14 protein-coding genes and 1 tRNA gene are annotated in these 14,713 nt (G+C 67.8%); 8 read left to right on the top strand and 7 right to left on the bottom strand.

Annotated features, from left to right (window positions below):
* Window positions 1–63 precede the first annotated feature (63 nt).
* The 3 genes from cydC (at window position 64) to ACTWPP_RS07055 (ending at window position 4,124) form a co-directional block, all read left to right on the top strand.
* Window positions 64–1,800, top strand: coding sequence for a thiol reductant ABC exporter subunit CydC (gene cydC / locus ACTWPP_RS07065; RefSeq protein WP_443103259.1), 1,737 nt, complete (start codon window positions 64–66; stop codon window positions 1,798–1,800).
* 81 nt (window positions 1,801–1,881) lie between these two features.
* Window positions 1,882–3,285, top strand: a complete 1,404-nt coding sequence (locus ACTWPP_RS07060) for a hypothetical protein (protein ID WP_443103258.1) — start codon at window positions 1,882–1,884, stop codon at window positions 3,283–3,285.
* A 32-nt stretch (window positions 3,286–3,317) separates the two neighbouring features.
* The gene (locus tag ACTWPP_RS07055; protein WP_443103257.1) at window positions 3,318–4,124 is read left to right on the top strand and encodes a glycoside hydrolase family 16 protein; all 807 of its coding nucleotides are present in this window, start codon (window positions 3,318–3,320) and stop codon (window positions 4,122–4,124) included.
* Window positions 4,125–4,687: 563 nt separating this feature from the next.
* Here the strand turns inward: ACTWPP_RS07055 and ACTWPP_RS07050 are convergent.
* Complete coding sequence (locus ACTWPP_RS07050; RefSeq protein ID WP_443103256.1) at window positions 4,688–5,080, bottom strand: VOC family protein; 393 nt, start codon at window positions 5,078–5,080, stop codon at window positions 4,688–4,690.
* Between the two features lie 242 nt (window positions 5,081–5,322).
* On the opposite strand from ACTWPP_RS07050, the gene ACTWPP_RS07045 reads away from it, so the two are divergent.
* Window positions 5,323–5,664 (top strand): hypothetical protein, encoded by a 342-nt coding sequence (locus tag ACTWPP_RS07045; protein WP_443103255.1) that lies wholly within the window; start codon window positions 5,323–5,325, stop codon window positions 5,662–5,664.
* A gap of 191 nt (window positions 5,665–5,855) precedes the next feature.
* On the opposite strand, the gene ACTWPP_RS07040 is transcribed toward ACTWPP_RS07045, so the two are convergent.
* Window positions 5,856–5,972 carry a TetR/AcrR family transcriptional regulator gene (locus tag ACTWPP_RS07040; RefSeq protein WP_443103254.1) on the bottom strand — a complete coding sequence of 39 codons (117 nt, stop codon included), beginning with the start codon at window positions 5,970–5,972 and terminating at the stop codon, window positions 5,856–5,858.
* Between the two features lie 151 nt (window positions 5,973–6,123).
* Between ACTWPP_RS07040 and ACTWPP_RS07035 the strand changes: the two genes are divergently transcribed.
* Together ACTWPP_RS07035 and ACTWPP_RS07030 are read left to right on the top strand one after the other, a co-directional pair.
* Window positions 6,124–7,305, top strand: coding sequence for a TolB family protein (locus ACTWPP_RS07035; RefSeq protein ID WP_443103252.1), 1,182 nt, complete (start codon window positions 6,124–6,126; stop codon window positions 7,303–7,305).
* A gap of 463 nt (window positions 7,306–7,768) precedes the next feature.
* Window positions 7,769–9,625 carry a sulfatase-like hydrolase/transferase gene (locus tag ACTWPP_RS07030; protein ID WP_443103251.1) on the top strand — a complete coding sequence of 619 codons (1,857 nt, stop codon included), beginning with the start codon at window positions 7,769–7,771 and terminating at the stop codon, window positions 9,623–9,625.
* On the opposite strand, the gene ACTWPP_RS07025 is transcribed toward ACTWPP_RS07030, so the two are convergent.
* A complete protein-coding gene (locus tag ACTWPP_RS07025) occupies window positions 9,614–10,600 on the bottom strand; it encodes a formylglycine-generating enzyme family protein (RefSeq protein WP_443103427.1) in 987 nt (328 codons plus the stop codon). The genes ACTWPP_RS07030 and ACTWPP_RS07025 overlap by 12 nt on opposite strands.
* A 219-nt stretch (window positions 10,601–10,819) precedes the next feature.
* Here ACTWPP_RS07025 and ACTWPP_RS07020 point away from each other — a divergent pair, with 219 nt between their 5' ends.
* Window positions 10,820–11,023 carry a hypothetical protein gene (locus tag ACTWPP_RS07020; RefSeq protein WP_443103250.1) on the top strand — a complete coding sequence of 68 codons (204 nt, stop codon included), beginning with the start codon at window positions 10,820–10,822 and terminating at the stop codon, window positions 11,021–11,023.
* A 364-nt stretch (window positions 11,024–11,387) separates the two neighbouring features.
* On the opposite strand, the gene ACTWPP_RS07015 is transcribed toward ACTWPP_RS07020, so the two are convergent.
* A tRNA-Ala gene (locus ACTWPP_RS07015) sits at window positions 11,388–11,460 on the bottom strand.
* 277 nt (window positions 11,461–11,737) lie between these two features.
* Window positions 11,738–12,985, bottom strand: a complete 1,248-nt coding sequence (locus ACTWPP_RS07010; protein ID WP_443103249.1) for an erythromycin esterase family protein — start codon at window positions 12,983–12,985, stop codon at window positions 11,738–11,740.
* A 100-nt stretch (window positions 12,986–13,085) separates the two neighbouring features.
* Between ACTWPP_RS07010 and ACTWPP_RS07005 the strand changes: the two genes are divergently transcribed.
* Window positions 13,086–13,679, top strand: coding sequence for a TetR/AcrR family transcriptional regulator (locus ACTWPP_RS07005; protein ID WP_443103248.1), 594 nt, complete (start codon window positions 13,086–13,088; stop codon window positions 13,677–13,679).
* A 67-nt stretch (window positions 13,680–13,746) separates the two neighbouring features.
* Here ACTWPP_RS07005 and ACTWPP_RS07000 read toward each other — a convergent pair whose 3' ends face one another.
* Both ACTWPP_RS07000 and ACTWPP_RS06995 read right to left on the bottom strand, forming a co-directional pair.
* Window positions 13,747–13,917, bottom strand: coding sequence for a hypothetical protein (locus ACTWPP_RS07000; RefSeq protein WP_443103247.1), 171 nt, complete (start codon window positions 13,915–13,917; stop codon window positions 13,747–13,749).
* Between the two features lie 315 nt (window positions 13,918–14,232).
* On the bottom strand, window positions 14,233–14,400 hold the full coding sequence (locus tag ACTWPP_RS06995; protein ID WP_443103246.1) for a hypothetical protein: 168 nt from the start codon (window positions 14,398–14,400) through the stop codon (window positions 14,233–14,235).
* Between the last annotated feature and the right edge of the window lie 313 nt (window positions 14,401–14,713).

The following is a 14,713-nucleotide window of genomic DNA, read 5'->3' as shown; positions in this document are numbered from 1 at the left end:
GGCGCACCGCTCGACCGTGAACGCCCGGGCACACCGGGCGGCCCGGCCCGCGGCGGTGACGACATGATCTTCCGGCTCCTCCGATTCGCCCGGCCGGCCCGGGGACGGCTCGTCCTCGCCGTGGTGTTCGGCGTGCTGGCGATGGGCAGCGGCGTGGGGCTGATGGCGACCTCGGCGTGGCTCATCTCGCGGGCCGCGCAGCATCCGCCGGTGCTGACGCTGATGGTCGCGATCGTGGCCGTCCGCGCGTTCGGGCTGGGACGCGGCGTGTTCCGCTACATCGAGCGCCTCACCGGACATGACGCGACGTTCCGGATCCTCGCCGACCTGCGCGCGTGTGTGTACGAACGGCTGGAACGGCTCGCGCCCGGCGGGCTGCCCACCTTCCGCGGCGGCGACCTCATGAACCGGCTCGTCGCCGATGTCGACGCCGTCCAGGACCTCTTTCTCCGGGTGTTGCTGCCCTGCACGGTCGCCGCCGTCGTCGGTGGCGCTTCCGTCGGCCTCGCTTGGGCGCTGCTCCCATCGGCGGGGGCCGTCCTCCTGTTCGCCTTGCTGCTGGCAGGCGTCGTCGCGCCGTGGCTGTCGGCCGCCATGGCGCGGCGTGCCGAACTGCAGACGACCGACCTGCGCGGCGAACTCACCTCACATGTGGTCGACACCCTCCAGGGCGCACCCGAACTCATCGCCTACGGCGCCGCCCCCGCACAACTCGCCGAAGCCACCCGGCTGGACCGCGACTTCACCCGCGCAACGGCGCGTTCCGCCACCACCGCGGGCATGGGCGCGGCCATCTCCGCTCTCGCCGGAGGTCTGGCCGTGTGGGGCGGCCTCGCCGCCGGGGTCCCGGCCGTCCGCTCAGGGACGCTCGACGGGGTGCTGCTCGCCGTGGTCGTCCTGCTTCCGCTGGCCGCGTTCGAGGTCGTGGCCGGGTTGCCCTTGGCCGCCCAGTACATGGAACGTGTCCGCCGTTCCGCCACACGCATCTTCGCCGTCCTGGACAGCCCCGAACCGGTCAACGACCCGGCCGGCCCGGCACCGCTGTCGGCGGCGCCCCACACCGTCTCGGTGGAGAACCTGCGAGCCCGGTGGACGCCCACCGGACCGTACGCCCTCGACGGCATCTCCCTGGACCTCACGCCAGGGCGCCGCTGCGCGATCGTCGGGCCGAGCGGTTCCGGCAAGACCACCCTCACCGCCGTCCTCCTGCGCTTCCTGGAACCCGCCGGCGGCAGGGCGACGCTCAACGGTGTGGACCTTCGCGCCCTCACCGGCGACGACGTCCGCCAGATCATCGGCCTCTGCGCCCAGGACGCCCACCTGTTCGACTCGACGATCGGCGAGAACGTCCGGCTGGCCCGCCCCGCCGCCACCGACGACGAGATCCGCGACGCCCTGCGCCGCGCCCGCATCCTCGACTGGGTCGACGCGCTGCCCAGGGGCCTCGGCACCCGCGTCGGCGAGCACGGCGCCCAGGTCTCCGGCGGCCAGCGCCAGCGCATCGCCCTCGCCCGCGCCCTCCTCGCCGACTTCCCGATCCTCCTGCTGGACGAGCCCGCCGAACACCTCGACATCGCGACGGCCGACGACCTCACCGCCGACCTCCTGACCGCCACCGAGGGCCGCACGACGCTGCTGGTCACCCACCGCCTCGCCGGACTGGACGCCGTCGACGAGATCGTCGTGCTCGACGAGGGACGCGTCGCCGACCGCGGCACCCACGCCGGCCTGCTGTCCCGTCCCGGCATCTACCGGTCCCTGTGGCACCGCGAGCGAACCGCCGAGCCCGCCCGGTCGTGAAAGGGCTGAAAGCCCACTGGTCCGATGTATGGGATCTTCTTAGGCTTCCGGGGGTCGGAGACGAACTCGGAAGGGCCGTCCATGCCCGAATCGCCCCCCGCATCCGCCCGCGGCCGGACAGGCATCGACCGCAGAAAGTTCTTCGGCGTCACCGCGGGGGCCGCCGCGGCGTCCACCCTCCTGAACCCCGCAGAGGCACGCGCCGACGCAACGGAACCCGCCGATGCGCGCATACCGGGCGGCGGCCACCGCAGGCACCGCCGCGTACGGTTCGGCGTGAACTACGTGCCGAGCAAGAACTGGTGGTTCTCCTGGTCGGACTGGGACCGCGCGTCCATCGCCGCCGACCTCGACGACATCGCGTCCCTCGGCATGGACCACATCCGCATCATGCTGATCTGGTCGGAACTCCAGCCGAACGCCACCTATGTGCGCGGCGAGCAGCTCGACCGGCTGGAGGAACTGCTCGACCTCGCCGACCGCCGGCACCTGGACGTGGAGGTGACCGTCTTCATCGGCGCGGTCAGCGGCGTCCTGTTCGTCCCGCCGTTCCTCATCGGCAACAGCGACGGCCAGATCCGGAACGTGCTCACCGACCCGGTGGCGATCGAGCGGGAACAGTGGCTCCTCGGCCAGATCGCCGAACGGATCGGGCGGCACCGCAGGTTCATGGGGTTCGACCTGTCCAACGAGATCCACTGGTACGCGATCCCCCTCGGCATGACCGCCACCCCGGAGCAGGGCGACGCCTGGCACACCGCCCTCTTCGACACCTGCGAGAAGGTCGCGCCAGGGAAGATCCACGTGTCGGGCATCGACCACTGGCCGTGGCAGAACAACGCCTACTGGACGCGGCACGGGCTCGCCACGTCGGGGACGATGACCGCCAACCACACCTGGGCCGGATGGACCCGGGTGATCCAGCGATACGGGTCCCTGTCCACGTCGTCCACCCACTATTCCGAGTTCTTCATCGAACTGATCAAGGCCTTCCAGACGGACCTGGAACGGAAGGTGTGGATCGAGGAGACCGGCGTCTCGACCGTGTGGATGGACGCCGCCGACATCCCGCCCTGGACCGAACGGTCGATCCGCGCGATGGCCGACTGCTCCGGCCTCTTCGGCATCACCTGGTGGGACTCACACGACCTGAACCCGAAGCTCAGCGGATACGTCGACCTCGAATACGACCTCGGCCTGTTCACCAACGACCACAGGCTGAAGCCGATCGGCAGGACGATCCGCAGGCTCATCGCCGAGTTCGACGCCCATCCGCCGGCGCCGCGGCCACGCGACACCGCGCTCGTCCTGCCGGACGACATGATCCCGGTGGCCGACTTCACCACGTTCTTCGACCCGTTCATGAAGCTCGTGGACGAGGGGACGCGGCCCGCCGTCGTCCTCCATAGCCGCACCACCGACACCGCCTACCTCGCCGCCCGCGGCATCGAGCACCTCATCACCCTCGACCAGCCGACCACGTGACCGGAGTGATCCGACATGAGGAGAGGACGACCATGAGCCATACGCGGCGAGGGTTTCTCATCGCCGGCGGCGCCGGTGCCGCCGGCGCCGCGCTCGGCGTCGCCAGACCCGCAGCGGCGGCGGCATGGGAGACGGTCATCAACGACTCGTTCGCGAGCTACTCGGCGCTGGAAGCGGCCTGGAACCACCGCTACCCCTGGGGTTCGGACCACAACGGCAGCGCCCGGATGTACGGGAGCGCCTCCGACCGCAACCACGTCTACCTGGCGAGCCCCGGAGTCCTGACGATCAAGGCGACCCGCATCACCTGGGACGAGGGGAACAGCTCCGCCGACCCGCACCTGCCGATCCGGTACCACTCGGGCGCCGTTCACGCCAAGCAACACGTGATCGTCAATGACCGGTTCCCCAACTGGGAGGTGAAAGGGGAGTTCCAGGCACCGTCTGCCCGGGGCACGTGGCCCGCGTTCTGGCTGACCGGCGCCGACTCCTGGCCGCCGGAGAGCGACATCCTGGAGTACAAGGGCGACGCGCGCAACTGGTTCAACACGTACCGGAACGCGTCCGGCGGGTGGTCCAGCACCATCGTCAACGTCCCGAACCCCGGCGCCTGGCACGGCTACCGCGCCTGGATCACGAAGGTCAACGCCACCGACGTCGACATCCACTACTACCTGGACGGCTCGTGGGTCGGCCGCCACCGCGGCGCCGGCTTCGTCGGGCAGCCAATGTGGATCATCATCAACCTGCAGATGGAGGGCTCGTCGGGCTCCCCCGGCCCGACGTCCGACACCTACTACCGGGCCCGCGACCTCTACGTCGGGCGGTCCCGGGCCTGACCTCCGACGCGTCTTCCCTCTGTCAAGCGCCGACCGTGCAGGCGCCCGATTCCGCGAGCATCAGGACCACCCGATCCGCCTCGGCGAGCATCACCGCCAGCCGGCCTCCTGCCTGGCGAGGTTGGCCAGAACTTTGGTTCTGACCTGGGCCTCTTGATGGGCGGGTCATCGGCCGCGGTAACGCCGCGCTTCATCCGTCCAAGACAAATCCGCCCCGCTGTGTCCTTGCGAGCCTCTGTCCCATGCGCGCATGTCGCGACGGTTCTCGCGCGTCTCGGCCGTCAGCGCCGCACCGTCTCGCAGCCGATGCCCCCGCCGGCGGAGACGCCAGTCGAAGACCACTCCGTAAACGAGCAACAGGGCCAAGAATCCGAGGACCAGCCACAACATGCGATCACCCTCGCTCCCCAAGGCGGGCCCGACAAGGGAGGATTACATATACCGCCCCAGCAGTGTTCTCCCCTCCCGGTTCAGACCTTCACCCTGCTCGACTCCGTGGTCTGCGGATATCCGCACTACGCGCGTCGGCTCGAGGCCCCCGCCGGATGCAAGTTCGTAGTTCATCAAGCCGAACCGAGCAGATCCCATCGGTTGCCCGCGATATCGAGGAACACGGCGACTCGCCCATAGGTCTCCGTGCGTGGCGAGATCACGAAGTCGACGCCGGCGGCCATCATGCGTTCATAGGCGGCATCGAAATCGTCCGCTTGCAGAAAGAACCCAACGCGCCCGGCGACCTGATTTCCGACGGCGCCGGTTTGGCGCTCGCCATCCGCACGAGCCAGCAGGATGCCGGTCTCGGCGCCCGGCGGCCGTACGACGACCCAGCGTTTCGGGCGGCCGTCGTTGGTCAGTGATGGCGAGTCCTCGACCAGGTCGAATCCCAGGGCGGCGGTGAAGAACTCGATGGCTTGATCGTAGTCGTCCACAACGATCGTGATCAGACCAAGTCGCACCTGCATGAGACTAGCCCGCAGGAACCGTCACTCAGGGCGGCGACGCGTACCCGGGATCGGTCGGTCGGGACGATCCGGCGCAGCGTCCGGTGACCAGCACCCACACCGCACGCTCCGGGCCAGGCACGGGGGGGCCACGACAGCGACCAGAGCGCCGCCACCTCTCGGCGACCGCCACGGATACGCCTCATTCCTGGAGCTGGAGCGCCCCGCCGAAGGCGTCCTCGCCCTAAGCTCCTGCTGTGCAGCGACCGGTGGTGAGGGACCAGCGCGGCCCGGCGATTCGGGAGCTGGCTGAGTCGGGCCGAGAGACTCACCACTGGCGCGGTCGGCATGCTGAGGTCCATGACCGGGTCTACCTGTTCGAGACGGTCATCGACCGCGGGGCGCACTGGGCGATCCGCCATATCGAGATCGAAGACGCCGGCGGGGTGCTGCGGTACGGCTGGGAGCACCTTGAGGACGAGCACGGATTCCTGGCCGAGGGCGAGATCGAGCCGGAGGCGTGGGAACTGGAACGCGTAACCGTGCAGGAATTCGAAGCTGCGTGGTCGAGCGACGGCACAGCCCCGACGGCAACCTGACCAGCGGGGCCGGGCGGCCGCGCGGACCCCGTGGCGGCGGGCGCCACGGACGGCGACGATGACGGGACGGCCGCGAACTCGAGCGTGAGGGCGCCGCGCACATCGCCTCTGGTCTCTTCGGGCTCGGGACCGATCTGCCGCTTGGCGTTGGTGCGGTCGGCCTCGCGGTCGACGACCGCCTGGAGCACCTCCTACTTCGACCGGAAGTGCCGATAGAAGCTGCCGCTCCCCGCTGACAGGCCCGCCGCCGCCTCGATCTGCGTCACGGTCGTCCCGGCGAATCCTGCTCGCAGGAAAAGATCCCACACCGCGAAGGATCCCTATTCGCGTCGGCACTGACATAGGTGCAATTGCAGGGAGAAGGAGGGGGCTACTACGACCCGGGGCCAGCGTGATCTTATTGCGAGACGTGTAAGAAGATTCTTGCATCGATGCCGTCAAAATGCCAGGCTGACAAACATGAGGATTCGTCACTTAACCACGTTCGCGGGGTCGGTCGTCCTGGCGTGCCTGCTGGTTCAGGTTCACGCACTGCCGGTCAAGGCGGCAGCGAACACGAACACGTCGCCGGTCATGGCTACGGGTCGGCTGTCGGGGGTGAACTTCGATCCGAACAAGGGCACCCTTGATGGCTCGCCGGTTGATCATCTGCCCGACCACATCCGGCTGCTCGACATCCAGCTGCCGAACGGCGGCGCACCGCAGCGGGCCGACTGGTCTCCCGACGGGAAGCGTCTTGTTTTCCTCGATGCTCCGTTCGGTGACCTTTGGAAGTACGACTTGGCGACCGGCGCGAGCCGCAACCTGACTGAGACGTCTGTGCTCCACAAGGGAGTGCTACGGGCGCACCACCTGACCAACGGCGACGTCGCCCTGTGCGCGGTGACTGAGCGCAGCGCCGACGACCCCGAGGGCGACCGCTTCCGCGGTGAACTGTGGGTGCTCCAGCAGCCTTTGGGCATACGTGCCCCGGTCCGTCTCGGCGAGAGCTGCTGGGAAGGCATCGCGGTATCCAAGCAACCGGGTTCCACCCGCATCGCGTGGAACCAGTCGACCATCGACTTCACCAAGCCGACCGTGATAATCGAAGCCCTGGTGGGCAAGTCGAAGATCCTGACGGGTCGAATCGTCTACCGCAATGGCCGACCGGAGATCGCCGATCGGAGGGTTGCCCTCGACAAGCGCGATGTCTCCCTGGACACGCCCGCCGTCGAGGCGCAGGACTTCCGATCCCTGCCCGATGGGGACGCCGACTCCGACGACGAACTGATCTTCAGCGCCTACTTCCATAAGGGCGGACAGGCCATGGGTGTCAACCTCGACACCGGCGCCGTCGCTGATTACACGTCGTCGTCGCTGTTCTACGAGGAAGCGGAAGGCATCGACCCGTCCGGCCGCTACCTGATGGTCGAGCGAGACCTCGCGATCACCTTGTTCCCCGGCCAGGTCGACATCTGGCGCCTTCCGCTGGATGGCTCCGGGACGTTCGAGCGGATGACCAGGTTCAACTACTACAAGGGCTTCGGGGCCAACAACCCGGTCGTGTCGCCCGACGGCACGCAAATGGCCTTCGGACTAAAAGTGGAGGGCGGTGCCGAGGGCGAGGGCAACGGCATCCTTCTGATGGACCTCAGCGGGTGAGGCGGCGTTGGCGCTGGCGGAGGGTGTCCGTGCTCACCGGTGTCGCCATCGTGCAGCCGGCGTGGTCGACGGCCGTAGCCAATGCGCCTCCTGCGGGACCGGCTGGGAGACTCATCCGAAAATCCGGAGCGTCACCGGGCACACGTCATCAGCCCGTGGCCTGTGCGGCGGGCTGGTTTGTGTCGGTCGGCTATGCGGCTGCGCTCCCCCTGAGATCGTGGAGACCTAACCTGGGAGAAGGATGGGTCGTTGGATACCGAGAGACGCTCGTTCGGTCCGGAGTTCCGGGCCGGAGCGGTGCGTATCGTGCAGGAAACCGGTAAGCCGGTCGCGCAACCGGGGCAACTTCAACTCGTCTCGCAGCGCATGACGGTCGGAAGCTGTTTCCATTTCGTGACTTAATCGATAGATCGTCATATGCTCCCCTAAGTGAGAACCTCACTTCGAATGGTGTGGAGCCGCCGTGAACAAAGTCCAGCTTTCGCGCAGACAAGTCCTGGCCGCAAGCGCGGGAGGTCTCCTTGCCGCGGGCCTGCCCGACCGGGCCCTGGCCGATGCCAAGCAGAGCAGGCCCAACATTCTGTGGCTGGTAAGCGAGGACAACAGTCCCTTCATCGGTGCCTACGGGGATCGGGTGGCGCGCACGCCCACCATCGACCGGCTGGCCCGGGAGGGCGTGCGTTATGAGAACGCCTTCTCCACCGCCCCGGTCTGTGCCCCCTCACGGTTCGCCATCGTCACCGGCATGTACGCGGAGAGCTGCGGTCCTGCCCAGAACATGCGTGCCAGCGGAAATATACCCGCGTTCCTGCGTGGTTTCCCGGAATATCTGCGGAAGGCCGGCTACTACTGCACGAACAACGCCAAGACCGACTACAACGCGCCGATCGACGAGTCGCGCACCTGGGACGCCTCGAACATTCTGGCGCACTGGCGCGGCCGACCGAACGGCGCACCCTTCTTCGCCGTCTTCAACTTCGAGACCACGCACGAGTTCGGTCTCTTCCTGGCTCCTCCCGGGAAGACCCAGCCTCAGGATGTACGGGTGCCGCCGTATCTACCCGACACCGCGCGCATTCGCGCCGATCGGGCCCGCTATCACGACCAGATGGAGCGGATGGACCGGCAGCTCGCCGCCCGTCTCGCGGAACTCGAGGCCGACGGGCTGGCCGAGGACACCATCGTCCTCCACTACTCCGACAACGGCGGCGTCCTGCCGCGCAGCAAGCGCTACTGCTTCGACAGCGGCCTGCGCACCGCCTTGATCGTCCGTTACCCGCGCAAGTGGGCGCATCTGGCACCAGCCGGTCCCGGGTCGGTCATCACCGCACCCGTCTCCTCCATCGACCTGGCGCCGACAGTGCTGTCGCTGGCCGGTATCGAGGTTCCGAAGTACATGCAGGGCGCGTCTCTGACCGCCGGAGACCGTCCACCCTACGCATTCGGCATGCGCAACCGCATGGATGAGCGGTACGACATGGTACGTACCGTCCGAGACGAACGATTCCGCTACATTCGGAACTACTCGCCACACCGCATATACGGGCAGCACCAGGCATTCGCCTGGTTCCAGAAGGGCTACCAAGACTGGGAACAAGCCCATATCGACGGCACACTCAACGACATCCAGGACCGGTTCTGGCGAGAGAAACCCGCCGAGGAACTATACGACCTGCACACCGACCCCGACGAGATCCAAAACCTCACCGAGAATCCCCACCATCGGGATCGGCTCGACCGGATGCGCCGCGCACTGGACGAACACATCCTCCAAATCAACGACAACGGCTTCATCCCCGAAGGCTCGCCTTTGGAAGGCTACGACCAGAGCCGAGCTCCGGGCGCCTACCCGCTCCGCCGCGTCCTCACGCTGGCCTGGACCGCGATCCAGCGAGATCCCGGCAATACGGCAATGCTCATGCGCAACCTCAACGATGACAACGAGGTAATCCGCTACTGGGCCACGTCTGGCCTGCTCATGCTCAAACGCAAAGCCGCACCCGCCACCGACGCGCTCGTCCGAATCCTGAATACCGACCCGTCCCCGCACGTACGCATCGTGGCGGCCGAGGCACTAGCCATACTGGGCTACACCGAACGCTCCGTACCGTTCCTCGCCAACACCCTTGCCACGAACACTGGCCTCAAAGTACGGCTGCAGGCACTCAACGCCCTCACCTACATAGGCCCGGCCGCCCGGCCCGCGCTACCGGAAATCAAGCGCGCAGCGTTCTCATTGGACGAATACCTGCGCCGAGCAGCCCGCTACCTCGAACTGGTCCTGACCGGCACCTACAAGCCCAACGCACTAATCTTCTGAGTCCGCGTCACGGACGCAGCGGAACCCCATGTGTCCGCTGGAACTGTCGGCGCTGTTGGCGGTGCGGGCCGCCACGCGGTAGCGGTTGCAGTACGAGTCGTGGCACAGGTACGACCCACCCCGGATCACCTTGTCCCGCCCGGTCGCCGGCCCCGCCGGACTGACCGCGACGACGGATGCGTCGTGGCCGACCGACCACCAGTCGGCGCACCACTCCCACACGTTGCCGGACATGTTGTAGAGCCCGAACCCGTTCGGCTCGAACGCGTCGACGGGCGCCGTGCTCCGGAAACCGTCGGCCGCCTTGTTCTTGGTGGGGAACACGCCCCGCCAGATGTTGCACCGGTACTGGCCGTCCGCGTCGAGTTCGTCCCCCCACGGGTAACGGCGCTGCTCCAGGCCACCGCGCGCCGCGTACTCCCACTCGGCCTCGGTCGGCAGCCGCCCGCCCGCCCAGCGGCAGTACGCCTCCGCATCGTTCCACGACACGTGCACCACGGGATGGTCCTCCCGACCGGCCGGCGAGCTGCCCGGCCCCTCCGGCCTGCGCCAGTCCGCACCGGCGACGCCACACCACCAGGGCGCATGCTCGGGGCGCGGTGCGCCGCGCCGGAGCGCGGCGGGCAGGAAACCAGCGAACACATAGGACCAGCCGAGCCGTTCCGCTTCCGTGACATACCCCGTGGCGTCGACAAAGGCCGCGAACCGATTGTTGGTGACGGCATGCACGCCGATGAGAAGCGGGGCGACGCGTACACGGCGCACGGGCCCCTCGCCGTCCGAGGCGAAGCCCTCGGTGTCATCGGATCCCATGAGAAACTCACCGCCGGGCAGCAGGACCATGCCGTCGCTCGCGGCGTCCCCATATGACACCGATACGGGAACGCGGGCAGGTGCGGCCCCGGGCGCAACCGGCGACTCGCCGCCGCCACGTCGCGGAGCGCAGCAGCCCGACGGGGAATCCGCCCCCTTCATGGTGTCCATCAGCGTCTCTCCGGCAGCGGCCATTACAGGATGCGAACCATAATCAAACGCATCCTACGGCCCGATTCGACGCTCGACTGTCCCGGACCGCAGCGCGGCCACTTCCTCGTCGGCGTCGCTGCATTCGGTCCTTCTATCTCCCGAGACGCCGAACTTCGGGTACTGGGTGATCTCTGCCAGGTCTTGGTCAGGCGTGGTCTGTACGTCCAGATGCGCGACGCGATCCCTGGACTGACGATCACCCGGCCCGGCGGGACTGCAATGGACGTCGTCGTGAATCGGCGCAAGGGCGAGGTCTCGTGGTGGCGGGTCGACAACCTTCACCCGGTCACGGACCTGGACGGGGCCGCGGAACGGATTACCGCGTTCATGGGCGAGTCGGCGCCGTCCAACCGGGCGAGGTTGCGGCCGTGAGGTCGTGGAGCGGGGACGCTCCGGATGATGTGACAGCGGCGATCACCACCTTGCAGCGCCGGTTCCCGGGTCGTCCGTCTGGTTCGGACAGCACACATCGCGGTGGTGGGCGCTGCTGCCGGGGCAGCGTGGTGGGTGCCCTTCGAAGCGGCGACGCCGATGGAGCTGGCGGACCGGATGGCTGAGGCTCTCGCGTCGACCGTTCCCAACGGCGTAATCGGGCCTGCTGGTGTCCGATAGTCGTGACAGGCGGGAGGAGTTAGGTCAAGGGGAAGAAGCGATCGGGCACGGAAGCGGAAGAAGAGATCGTGAGCGGCGTGAGCCCAGGCCGGAACTTCGGTTCTGACCTGGGCTTCGTGGTGGGTGGAGCCTAGGGGATTCGAACCCCTGACACCCGGCTTGCAAAGCCGGTGCTCTACCAACTGAGCTAAGGCCCCTCGTCTCCTGTTTTCTACCTGCGGTAACGCTGTACCGGCGCAACCGACGTCGATCGTACACCGTGGTTTGAGCACAGGCTTTCCGGACGGGGCGGCCGAAGACACCCGCGCCCACCGACCCCTCCGGAGGTACCCCACGTTGGCGAAGGTGCCCGCTCATTGCTCGTTGGTCTTGATCTTCTTCGTGGTCAGGTGGGATTCGAGGCGCAGGACAGCTTCGTCATGTCCGAACCATCGTCAGCTCGTCCGCCTGGTCACCAGGTTGAAAAGAGCTCACTTACGAATGGGGCGCCGCTGGCTGCGCCGTGGTGTGCAGGTGCGGGAGGTAGGCCACCGCGTCCAGTGCGTCGAACACCGCAACGCCGAGGAAGTGGTCGTTCTGGCGGAACGACTGGAAGGCCGCGGCGTCGTCGATGTCCGGCCGGGCGGCTCGCAGGTCGGCGATCGTCAGGGCCGTGGTGGCCTCGAAGGCGGCCTCGATGCTGTCCGGTCGCGGTTCGGGCAGCTGGTGCTCGGTGTACTGGAAGCCGGTCGGCTCGTCCGCGTCGACAGCCCCGGCGGCGATCTGCCCGTGGTTGCCGGTCGCGGCGATCGCGAGGTAGGCGTCGCCGAGCGCGTTTCGCAGGTGGTACCCGGCGGGGAACAGCCCAGCGGGTCCGTCGTGGTCTACCTCCGTAGTACGAAGATGCACGTTGTGTACCGCGAGCACGATCTTGGCGGTGGGGTCGAGTTCGAGTCGCTGGAGGACCGACTCGGCGATGAAGGCGTCCAATGGGGTCGTCCCGGTCGCCAGTCCCTGACCCGCCATGTCCCGGTGCAGGTGGTCCACCAGCCAGGCGCCCCGCAGGTAGGTCATGGCGGCCGCCCAGCCCGCAGGTGGTCGGGCGGCCATGCTCTCCAGCCGGGCATGGAGTCGGCTCAGGTTCGCCGTGACCGTGTCCCGGACAGCCTGGTCGACCGTCAGGTAGTTGTGGATGGCTCGCATCGGATCCGCGGCGTGGTAGGTGCCGGCCGCCGTGATCGCCCGGTCGAGTAGGGGCAGCGCGTCCGGGTCGGCTCGGCGTAGGTAGTCGGCAACCTTCTGGAGTTCGGGCAGGGGTGACCCTCCGCCGTTACCCGCGAGGGTTCCAGCGAAGCGCACCGGGTGGTTCGTCGTGGTGTTGTAGTCCCGCAGCCAGGCCAGGGTGTCGTGCATTTCCGGGCAGTGGGTCAGGTCCATGGTGTTGGGGGCCGTCAGTTCGGCGATGGTGCCCGGCCCGCCGTACACCCAGGCGTCGACGGCCTCAGCCTCGACGTACGGCGCTTCGAAGGCATACACGGTGAAACCGCACCGCTCGACGAGGAAGCGCAACAGGCGATGGCGCAGCAAGTAAAACTCCCGAACATGGTGCGCGCTCTCGCCGATGGCGACCACCCGCGCGTCGCCGATCATGGCACGCAGCGGCGCAAGATCGTCGAGCGAAGCCGTCGGGTCGATCGTCTCGGCCGTGAACGCGTTCTGGTCCAGCCATTGCGCGAATCTCATATCCACCTGCCGCCGTCCGGGGAGTAGCCAGCTAACTTTTACAGCCGTGACAACGTTATGGATCTCTTACATGGATGTCAAAGTTGATAGGGTGGCGGTGATGTCCGAGCAGAGCACCAGCGCCTCCCGAGCGCGTCGGCGTCGTGCTGACGCCGACCGCAGCCGAACCGCGATCCTGAACGCGGCCGCGCAGGTCCTCGGGGAGCAGCCCGACGCCAGCCTGGAGGACATCGCCAAGGCCGCGGCTCTGACCCGGCAGACCGTGTACGCGCACTACGCCAGCCGCGAGGAACTGATCAGTGCGGTCATCGACCACGTCACCGAGGAGGTCGTGGCCGCCATGGACGCCATCGGTATACCGGATGACCAGCCAGCCGAGGGTGCCCTGGTGCGGTTGCTCGACGCGAGCTGGCGCGCCGCCGACCGCTACCCCCTCCTCCGGCGAGCGCAGCCCGCCAGACCCCAGAAAGCACACGACCTGCACCGCCCGATCTTCGACCGGTTGTCCCGGGTGATCCGGCGGGGCCAGCACACCGGCGAGTTCGGCAGTCAGCTTCCGCTGCACTGGCTGCTTGCGGCGATCGTCGCGCTCGCGCACGCGGCAGCCGAGGAGGTCGCCGCGCAACGAATGACCGCCGAAGACGCCCGAGCCGTCCTCAGCGACAGCGCCCTGCGGATTCTGCGCCCCACCTGATCCACCGACGACCGTCCGCGCGGACACCACGGCATAGCGTCACGGACACACCAGCACGTTCTGGTTCTTATGGATTAACGTCAGGTCCGCGCTCTGGCTTGCCCTGGTCGATCTGCGGTTCGGGTAGGTCGGCGGGCCGGTCGCCGGTCACAGTGTTCTCGATGTCGTCGGTGAGCTGGGCGCCGAGTTCGGCGGGGTCCCCGGAACCCCAGGGCGCGACGCTCGTGGGGCCGGCCATGACTCGACCAGCGGGGTGACGCCGCCGGCGTTCTTGGCTTCGGTGAAGCGGAACGACTCGCCGGTGGTGACGATCAGGTGCGCGTGACCCTTCTCCCCAGTCGAACTGCAGCCAAGGCCCGGCTCGGCGATCCACGGGCGGTAGATCCTCTTGCGCCCTGCCCGATATGCCTTCTTCGCCTCGGAGACCGCCCGACGCGTCGTGCGCTCCGACCCGGTAAACCCCATCGCCGCAACCGTCTCGTGCACGATGTCGGCGCGGATCTTCCCGCGGACGCCTCGACCTTCTCCTCGATCTTCTCCAGGAACGGCTCGATCATCCGGTCGGACGCTCGCGCCCCACCACGATCTGGCCCTCGTCCCGCATCGCCACGTACCGCTTGACCGTCTCCGGGCTGCACCCCACCAGCTCAGCGGCCGACCACGCACTGCGTGTCAGATCGTAGGCGTTGAGGATTCCGACGATCTCCGTGCCAGACTTCATACCGAACGGGCCCCCTCCGTGAGAAGAGTTCGCGCAGTGACATCCGAACTCTCCCCTCGCGGAGGGGACCCCGACGCGTGAACACGCCCCTTGATCAACCCCAGCCGTGGACCGGACCGCCATTCTCCCTGTCCGCGTGCCACCAGCCACCTGGCCACCACCCAACCTGACCGCTCACCACCACATCCGTGACCGCTCACCACCAGATTCGCTGTCCGCTTGTCACCAGATCTTGACCGCCCACCCCGGATCTCAGTGACCGCTAGTACCCTGGAGGCACGAGGTCTCTCCGGCCGCACGGTTCGCCGTTGGG

The organism is Actinomadura sp. 3N407, assembly GCF_052245875.1.
In the GTDB taxonomy this organism is placed as follows: domain Bacteria; phylum Actinomycetota; class Actinomycetes; order Streptosporangiales; family Streptosporangiaceae; genus Spirillospora.
The sequence above is the reverse complement of the archived record's forward strand: the minus strand, read 5'-3'. Positions and strand labels throughout refer to the sequence as shown.

Bases quoted from the DNA above. Each gene is read 5' to 3' on its own strand.
- cydC (WP_443103259.1), top strand. From the start codon at position 64: ATGATCTTCCGGCTCCTCCGATTCGCCCGGCCGGCCCGGGGACGGCTC.
- ACTWPP_RS07060 (WP_443103258.1), top strand. From the start codon at position 1,882: ATGCCCGAATCGCCCCCCGCATCCGCCCGCGGCCGGACAGGCATCGAC.
- ACTWPP_RS07055 (WP_443103257.1), top strand. From the start codon at position 3,318: ATGAGCCATACGCGGCGAGGGTTTCTCATCGCCGGCGGCGCCGGTGCC.
- ACTWPP_RS07035 (WP_443103252.1), top strand. From the start codon at position 6,124: ATGAGGATTCGTCACTTAACCACGTTCGCGGGGTCGGTCGTCCTGGCG.
- ACTWPP_RS07025 (WP_443103427.1), bottom strand. From the start codon at position 10,600: ATGAAGGGGGCGGATTCCCCGTCGGGCTGCTGCGCTCCGCGACGTGGC.
- ACTWPP_RS07020 (WP_443103250.1), top strand. From the start codon at position 10,820: ATGCGCGACGCGATCCCTGGACTGACGATCACCCGGCCCGGCGGGACT.
- ACTWPP_RS07010 (WP_443103249.1), bottom strand. From the start codon at position 12,985: ATGAGATTCGCGCAATGGCTGGACCAGAACGCGTTCACGGCCGAGACG.
- ACTWPP_RS07005 (WP_443103248.1), top strand. From the start codon at position 13,086: ATGTCCGAGCAGAGCACCAGCGCCTCCCGAGCGCGTCGGCGTCGTGCT.
- ACTWPP_RS07000 (WP_443103247.1), bottom strand. From the start codon at position 13,917: ATGGCCGGCCCCACGAGCGTCGCGCCCTGGGGTTCCGGGGACCCCGCC.
- ACTWPP_RS06995 (WP_443103246.1), bottom strand. From the start codon at position 14,400: ATGAAGTCTGGCACGGAGATCGTCGGAATCCTCAACGCCTACGATCTG.